This is a genomic window from Pelomonas sp. KK5, assembly GCF_001984095.1.
Classification (GTDB): domain Bacteria; phylum Pseudomonadota; class Gammaproteobacteria; order Burkholderiales; family Burkholderiaceae_C; genus KK5.
In genome coordinates this window covers 1-6,943 of sequence record NZ_LYVQ01000291.1, presented here as the reverse complement: position 1 = coordinate 6,943, position 6,943 = coordinate 1, and the positions used below count along the sequence as shown (strand labels likewise).

Annotated in this window: 7 protein-coding genes; all 7 read left to right on the top strand. The window is 71.4% G+C overall.

Translation table 11 applies throughout. The features are described from left to right. Positions 1–1,034, top strand: a 1,034-nt coding sequence (locus B0W88_RS28345; protein WP_077037904.1) for a type II secretion system F family protein, incomplete at its 5' end; no start/stop codon positions are given. Then, positions 1,031–2,734: a GspE/PulE family protein gene (locus B0W88_RS28340; protein ID WP_077037903.1), complete on the top strand. Its 1,704-nt coding sequence runs from the start codon at positions 1,031–1,033 to the stop codon at positions 2,732–2,734. The genes B0W88_RS28345 and B0W88_RS28340, both read left to right, overlap by 4 nt. After that, positions 2,715–3,470, top strand: coding sequence for a hypothetical protein (locus B0W88_RS28335; protein WP_144007030.1), 756 nt, complete (start codon positions 2,715–2,717; stop codon positions 3,468–3,470). Before B0W88_RS28340 ends, B0W88_RS28335 begins: the two co-directional genes overlap by 20 nt. Further along, positions 3,467–4,030 (top strand): PilN domain-containing protein, encoded by a 564-nt coding sequence (locus B0W88_RS28330; protein ID WP_077037901.1) that lies wholly within the window; start codon positions 3,467–3,469, stop codon positions 4,028–4,030. The genes B0W88_RS28335 and B0W88_RS28330 overlap by 4 nt, the downstream gene beginning before the upstream one ends. Continuing rightward, positions 4,027–4,557 carry a type 4a pilus biogenesis protein PilO gene (pilO, locus tag B0W88_RS28325; protein ID WP_077037900.1) on the top strand — a complete coding sequence of 177 codons (531 nt, stop codon included), beginning with the start codon at positions 4,027–4,029 and terminating at the stop codon, positions 4,555–4,557. The genes B0W88_RS28330 and pilO overlap by 4 nt, the downstream gene beginning before the upstream one ends. Positions 4,558–4,561: 4 nt before the next feature. Continuing rightward, a complete protein-coding gene (locus B0W88_RS28320) occupies positions 4,562–5,149 on the top strand; it encodes a hypothetical protein (RefSeq protein WP_077037899.1) in 588 nt (195 codons plus the stop codon). Next, positions 5,146–6,943, top strand: a 1,798-nt coding sequence (locus B0W88_RS28315) for a type II secretion system protein GspD (protein WP_077037898.1), incomplete at its 3' end; no start/stop codon positions are given. The genes B0W88_RS28320 and B0W88_RS28315, both read left to right, overlap by 4 nt.

The following is a 6,943-nucleotide window of genomic DNA, read 5'->3' as shown; positions in this document are numbered from 1 at the left end:
GCATCACGCGCAAGGGCCGCTTCCCGCTGCTGGCCTTCTGCCAGGAGCTGGTGTCGCTGCTGGAAGCGGGCCTCTCGCTGCCGGAAACGATCGAGGCGATGGTCGAGAAGGAAAGCCGGCCGCAGCCACGCCGCGTGATGGGTCGGCTGCGCGACCGGCTGTTCGAGGGCCAGTCGCTCTCCCGGGCGATGGAAGACCAGCCCGCCGTGTTCACGCCGCTGCTGGTCGCAACCGTGCGCGCGGCGGAGCGCAGCAGTGACCTGCCGGAGGCGCTGGGCCGCTACATCGACTACCAGCAGCGCATCGAGCAGGTGCGCAGGAAGATCGTCTCGGCCTCCATCTATCCGCTGGTGCTGCTGGGCGTCGGCACGCTGGTGACCGTGTTCCTGCTGGCCTACGTGGTGCCGCGCTTCGCCTCGATCTATGCGGAAGCGGGGCGCGACCTGCCCTGGCTCTCGCAACTGCTGCTCCAGTGGGGCAAGCTGATGAACGGCCATGGCGCTGCCGTGCTGCTGTCGCTGGCGGCTGGCGTCGCGGCCATGGCCTTCGCGGCGCACCGGGCGGCCGGGCTGTTCCTCGGCGCGCTGGCGCGCCTGCCCGGTGTCGGCGAGCAGTTGCTGGTCTACCACCTGGCGCGCTTCTACCGGACGCTGGGCATGCTGATGCGCGGCGGCACGCCGGTCGTGCCGGCGCTGGGCATGGTCGGCGGTCTGCTGCCGGCGGACCTGCGCGGCCGGCTCGCGCTGGCCACGCAGCAGGTCAGCGAAGGCGCCAGCCTGTCCGACGCGATGGGCCAGGCGCGGCTGACGACGCCGATCGCGCTGCGCATGCTGCGCGTCGGCGAGGAGAGCGGCGACATGGCGACGATGATGGAACGCATCGCCGCCTTCCACGACGAGCGCCTGTCCCTCTGGGTGGACTGGTTCACCAAGCTGTTCGAGCCGCTGCTGATGGCCCTGATGGGCGTGGTGATCGGCGGCATCGTCGTGCTGATGTATCTGCCGATCTTCGATCTGGCCGGGAGCCTGCAATGAACCGCGCCGCGCCTGCCGAGGTGATGGTCGCGCTGACGCCGGCTGACCTGGCCGCCGCCCGCGCCGCGGCGCTGGCCCGCCAGACATCGGTCGTCGTCGCGCTGGAGGAACTGCAGGGCGACGGCTCGCCCGAGCTGTTCCTGGCCCGCCTGGCCGGCACGCTCGGCTACGCCACCGCCACCATCCACGACATGCACCGCTGGACGCCGGCCTTCGATCTCCTGCCGGTCACCGAGGCGCTGTCGGCCCGCATGGTGCTGCTGCGCGAGGCGGAGGACGGCGGCGAGCTGCACATGGTCTTCGGCGACCCTTTCGCCGAGACCACGCTGGCCTGGGCCGAGCAGCGCATCGCCGCGCCGTTCGACTGGCGCCTGGCCCACCACGCGGACGTCGCCGCCTGGCTGGCCCGCCACGAGGAAGGGCTCTCCGCGATGGAGAACCTGATGAGCCCCGGAGAGGCCGAGACGGTGCTGGACAGCGACGTCGAGGACCTGTCCTTCAAGAGCATCACCGAGGACACCAGCCAGGTCGTGCGCCTGGTGCGCTCCACGCTCTACGACGCGCTGAAGGCCGACGCCTCCGACATCCACCTGGAGACCGGGCCAAAGAGCCTGGGCATCAAGTACCGCATCGACGGCGTGCTGGCCACGGTGCGCCAGTGGGGCAGCGCCGAGCTGGCTGAGCAGACCATTTCTCGAATCAAGGTGATGGCCGGCCTGGACATCGCCGAGCGCCGCGTGCCGCAGGACGGGCGCTTCACCGTCGGCGTGCGCGGGCGGGAGATCGACTTCCGCGTGTCCATCATGCCGTCCATCTTCGGCGAGGACGCGGTGCTGCGCATCCTCGACAAGCAGCGGCTGGCCGACGAGGCGCGCGGCCTCACGCTGGACAGCCTGGGCTTCAATGCGCGCGACCGCGCCCAGATCCGCCGCCTGTCGGCCGAGCCCTACGGCATGGTGCTGGTCACCGGCCCGACCGGCAGCGGCAAGACCACGACGCTGTATGCCGCGATCTCGGAGACCAACCACGGCCACGACAAGGTGATCACGATCGAGGATCCGGTCGAGTACCAGTTGCCCGGCGTGCTGCAGATCCCCGTCAACGAGAAGAAGGGCCTGACCTTCGCCCGCGGCCTGCGCTCGATCCTGCGCCATGACCCGGACCGCGTGATGGTCGGGGAGATCCGCGACCCCGAGACGGCGCAGATCGCCGTGCAGGCCTCGCTGACCGGCCACCTCGTGTTCACCACCGTCCACGCCAACAATGTGTTCGACGTGCTGAGCCGCTTCACCCACATGGAGGTGGACCCGTACAGCTTCGCGGCCGCGCTGAACGGCATCGTCGCCCAGCGCCTGGTGCGGCTGAACTGCCCGCACTGCATCGCGCCGATGGTGCCGACCGATGAGGAACTCGAAGCCTCGGGCCTGGACCGCACCGGCACGCAGGGCTTTCGCTTCATGGCCGGCCGCGGCTGCGGGCACTGCCGCGGCACCGGCTACGCGGGCCGCACCGCCATCGCCGAGATCCTGGTGCTCACTGACGAACTGGCCGAGATGATCGTCGCCCGCGAGCCGGTGCGCGCACTGAAGGAGGTGGCGCGGCGCGGGGGCACGCGGCCGCTGCGCGAGGAGGCGCTCGCCCTGGTGCGCGAGGGCCGGACCCATTTGAAGGAGATCGATCGTGTCACGTCGGTGGCCTGAAACGATCAGCGTGCTGGTGATGCCGACGCGGGTCGCCGTCATCGGCGGTTCGCCGGTGCAGGAACAGCAGCCTTGTGCGGATGGGCCCGCGAGCCTGCCCGCGGCGCTGACGGCGCTGCTGGCCGGCATCGCCGCGCCGCGCAAGGCCTGGCGGCCTCGCCCGCGAGTCAGGCTGCTGTTGTCGCACCAGTTGGCGGCGCTGACATTGGTGGCCCACGCCCGCGAACTGCAGAACGACGAGGAGCGCCAGGCCGCGGCCCGCCACGGCTTCGCGGCCGTCCACGGTCCGGCCGTGGCCGACTGGGAGATCGTCGTCGACCGCCGCCAGGGTGGCGACGCGGCGCTGGCCGTCGGGCTCGACACCGCGCGGGTCGAGGGCCTGAGGCAGGCGGTGGCGCAGGCCGGCTGCGCGCTGCAATCGATCGAGCCGCTGATCAGCGCCGCGGCGGGCGCCGCCGCGGCACTGCGGCTGCCGGCCGCGTGGCTGGTCATCGCGGAACCGGGCCGGGTCGTGCTGGCCCGGCACCAGGACGGCGCCTGGCGTTCGCTGCGCACGCACCGGCCACGCCGCACGCTGGCCGAGGACCTGGGCGCCTGGATCGACCAGGCGCGGCTGATCGACGGCATCGAAGGCACGGACCAGATCGTCCTTGCTTCAACCGAGCGGCATGACCTGGACGGCCTGGCGAGGCCGGGCTGGAACTGGGTCCAGCAAGCGATCATGGAGGCGGCATGAGCCTGGCGCCGAGCTTGAGCACCGAGCGCCTGCAGAAGCTGCTGCCGGCTCGCCGCGGCATCGTGCGGCCCGCGCTGGACTTCGAGCAGCAGCGGCGCGGCTCGGGCGTGGCGGGCACCGTCCTGCTGCTGGTCGGCCTGCTGGCTTGCGGCTGGGTGATGGTTCGCTTCGTGGCGGTGAGCCGGGAACTGGCATCGCCGCCGATCCCGGCGGCCGCCGTGCGGGTGGCGCCGCCCCAGGCGCTGTCGAAGGCGACCGCCCAGCGCGCCGAACAGGCCGCCGCGGTGGTCGCTCGCCTGGCCATGCCATGGGACGACTGGTTCCGCCAGGTCGAGGGCGCGGCCAAGGGCAAGGTGGTGCTGACCGCGCTGCAGCCGGAGGCAGACGGCAGGCGCGTGCGCATCGCCGGCGAGGCGCGCCGCTTCGAGGACCTCGTCGAAGCCATGATGCGGCTGGAAGCCTCGCCCGGCTTCGCCAACGTCTTCCTCAACGAGCATGCGGAAGCCGCGACGGGCGGCATCAGCTTCGTGCTCAGCGCCGACTGGGTGGGCGGGCCATGAGGCAGTGGTTTGCATCTGCCTCGCTGCGACTCGGCCACCAGGGCTTCATCGGCCTGGCCCTGCTGCTGGCGGCCCTGCTGGCCCATGGCGCCCTGGTCGCGCCGCGCATCGCGCAGCGGGACGCACTGGCAAGCCGGCCCTATCCTGCCGCGGCACCGGCCGAGGCCGACACCGGCGCGGGAGCCACCGAGGCGGCGCTGGCCGAGTTCCGCCGCACGCTGCCGGCCACGGCTTCGGTGCCCCAGTGGATAGCCCGCATCCGCAGCGCCGCGATCCAGAGCGGCCTGGGCCTGCGATCGGTCGACTACAGGCTGGAGCGCAGCGCCGACTCCCCGATCCTGCGCTATCGCATCACGCTGCCCGCGAGCGGCAGCTATGCGCAGGTCCGCAACTTCATTGCCACGGTGCTGGCCGAGGTGCCGGCCCTGGCCGTGGACGACGTGCAGATGAAGCGCGATGGCGATGCCCACAAGGGCCAGGGGCTCGACGCTCGCATCCGCCTGACCCTGTTCATCGCCACGGAGTAAGCCGATGAGAAGCTCGCGACGATGGCTCCTCTATGCGCTGGCCGCGCTGGCCACCGCCGCCGCGATGGTCGGGGTCGACCGGCCCGCCGACGACCTGCTGCCGAGCGTCGCCGCACGCCCGGCAGCGGCGCCCGCCCGCGTCGCGGCCGTCGCCACGTCGCGCTGGGCCCTGCCGCGGCGCGAGGCCACCGGGATCGCGACCGACGACCCCTTCGACGAGGGCATCGCCGAGCCTGCCGTGCCAGTGCCAGTGCCGATGCGCGAGCAGGCGATGCAGGCGCCGCAGCGGGCGGCGGCGAGCGCTCCGCCCCTGCCCTTCTCCTACCTCGGCCAGTGGGTCGAGAAGGGCGTCACCACCGCCTTCCTCGGCACGCCGCAGGGGATCAACGTGGCCGCGCAGGCGGGCGCCACGCTGGACGGGACCTACCGGGTCGAGCACATCGACGAGCAGGGCATGACGCTGCGCTACCTGCCCTTGAACGCGGTGCAGACCTTGTCCTTCGCTGCGTCGCGCGACGCCGGACCTGTCGCCGCGCCCGTTGCAGCCACTGCGGCCCCACCCGCCGACACCGGATCCGAGGAGACGAATTGAACCGCCTGCCCCACCTGCTGCTGGCGTCGCTGAGCGCGGCGATGCTGGTCTCCTGCGCCACCGCGCCGCCACAACTCGCCGAGGGCCAGCGCCTGATCGCCGAAGGCCGCGTCGAGGAAGGCCTCTCGCTGCTCGAGACCGCGGCCAAGACGCCCCCGTTCCGTCCGGAGGCGCACACGCTCTACATCGCCAACCGCGATGCCGTGGTGACGATGTACGTGCGCGATGGCGACGGCCTGCGCGTGGCCGGCGATTTCGACGCGGCCGAACTGCGCTACCGCAGCGCGCTGCGCCTGAACCCCGGCGCCGCGACAGCCCAGACCGGTCTCGACGCCACCGGGCGCGACCGGCGCCTCGCCGACAAGGCCCGCGCCGCCCAGGCCGCGCTGGCCGGCGGCGATGCCATCACCGCCGAGCGGCTGACGCGCGAGGTGCTGGCCGAGAACTCCAGCCAGCGCACGGCCCGCGCGCTGATGAAGACCCTGGCCGACCGCAGCGAGGACCGGCCGGTCGCCGAGCCGCGGCTCACCGCCGCGCTCGCCCGGCCGATCTCGCTGGAGTTCCGCGACACGCCGCTGCGCTCGGTGTTCGAGATGATGTCCCGCACCGGCGGCCTGAACTTCATCCTCGACCGCGACGTCAAGGGTGAGCAGCGGACCACGCTGTTCGTGCGCGATACCAGCCTGGACGACGTGCTGAAGGTGCTGCTGCTGACCAACCAGCTCGACAAGAAGGTGCTCAACGACAACTCGCTGATCATCTACCCGAACACCTCGATCAAGCAGCGCGAATACCAGGAGTTGGTGACGCGCACCTTCTACCTCGCTAACGCCGACGTCAAGCAGACCGCCGGCATGCTGAAGACGATGGCGAAGTCGCGCGACGTCTACATCGACGAGAAGCTGAACCTGCTGATGGTGCGCGACACGCCCGACGCCGTGCGCCTGGCCGAGAAGCTGATCGCCACGCAGGATCTCGGCGAGCCCGAGGTGATGCTGGAACTGGAGGTGCTGGAGGTGGCGTCCACGCTCTCGCAGGAGATCGGCACCCGCTTCCCGGACCAGGTCTCCGCCAGCATCACCGGCGGCGCCACCGACCCCACGGGCAGCCTGGCGCAGCTCGGCACCGGATCGCTGAAGGCCTTCGCCGCCAATCCGGTCCTGCTGCTCAACCTGCGCAAGCTCGACGGCACCTCCAACATCCTGGCCAACCCGCGCATCCGCGTGAAGAACCGCGAGAAGGCCCATGTGCACATCGGCGAGAAGGTGCCGGTGATCACCACGACGTCCACGGCCAACGTCGGCGTGTCCTCCTCGGTCAACTACCTGGAGACCGGCCTCAAGCTGGACGTGGAGCCCAACGTGTTCCTGGAGGACGAGGTCGGCATCAAGGTGCAGCTCGAGGTGTCCAATATCGTCTCGCAGCTCAACATCTCCGGCACGATCGCCTACCGCCTGGGCACGCGCAACGCCGCCACCACGCTGCGGCTGAAGGACGGCGAGACCCAGGTGCTGGCCGGCCTGATCAACAACGAGGACCGGCAGTCGGTCAACAAGGTGCCGCTGATCGGCGAGTTCCCGCTGCTCGGGCGCCTGTTCCAGAACGACCTGCGCGACAAGGCGAAGACCGAGATCGTGCTGCTGATCACGCCCCACATCGTGCGCAACATCGCCCGGCCCGACACCGTGCCGGCACAGCTCGCGGCCGGCACGGACGCGCAACCGGGAACGACGCCCCTGCGGCTGGCGATGAACGGCAGCCTCCGGCTCGAACTGGGCGACGCGGCCCTGGCGC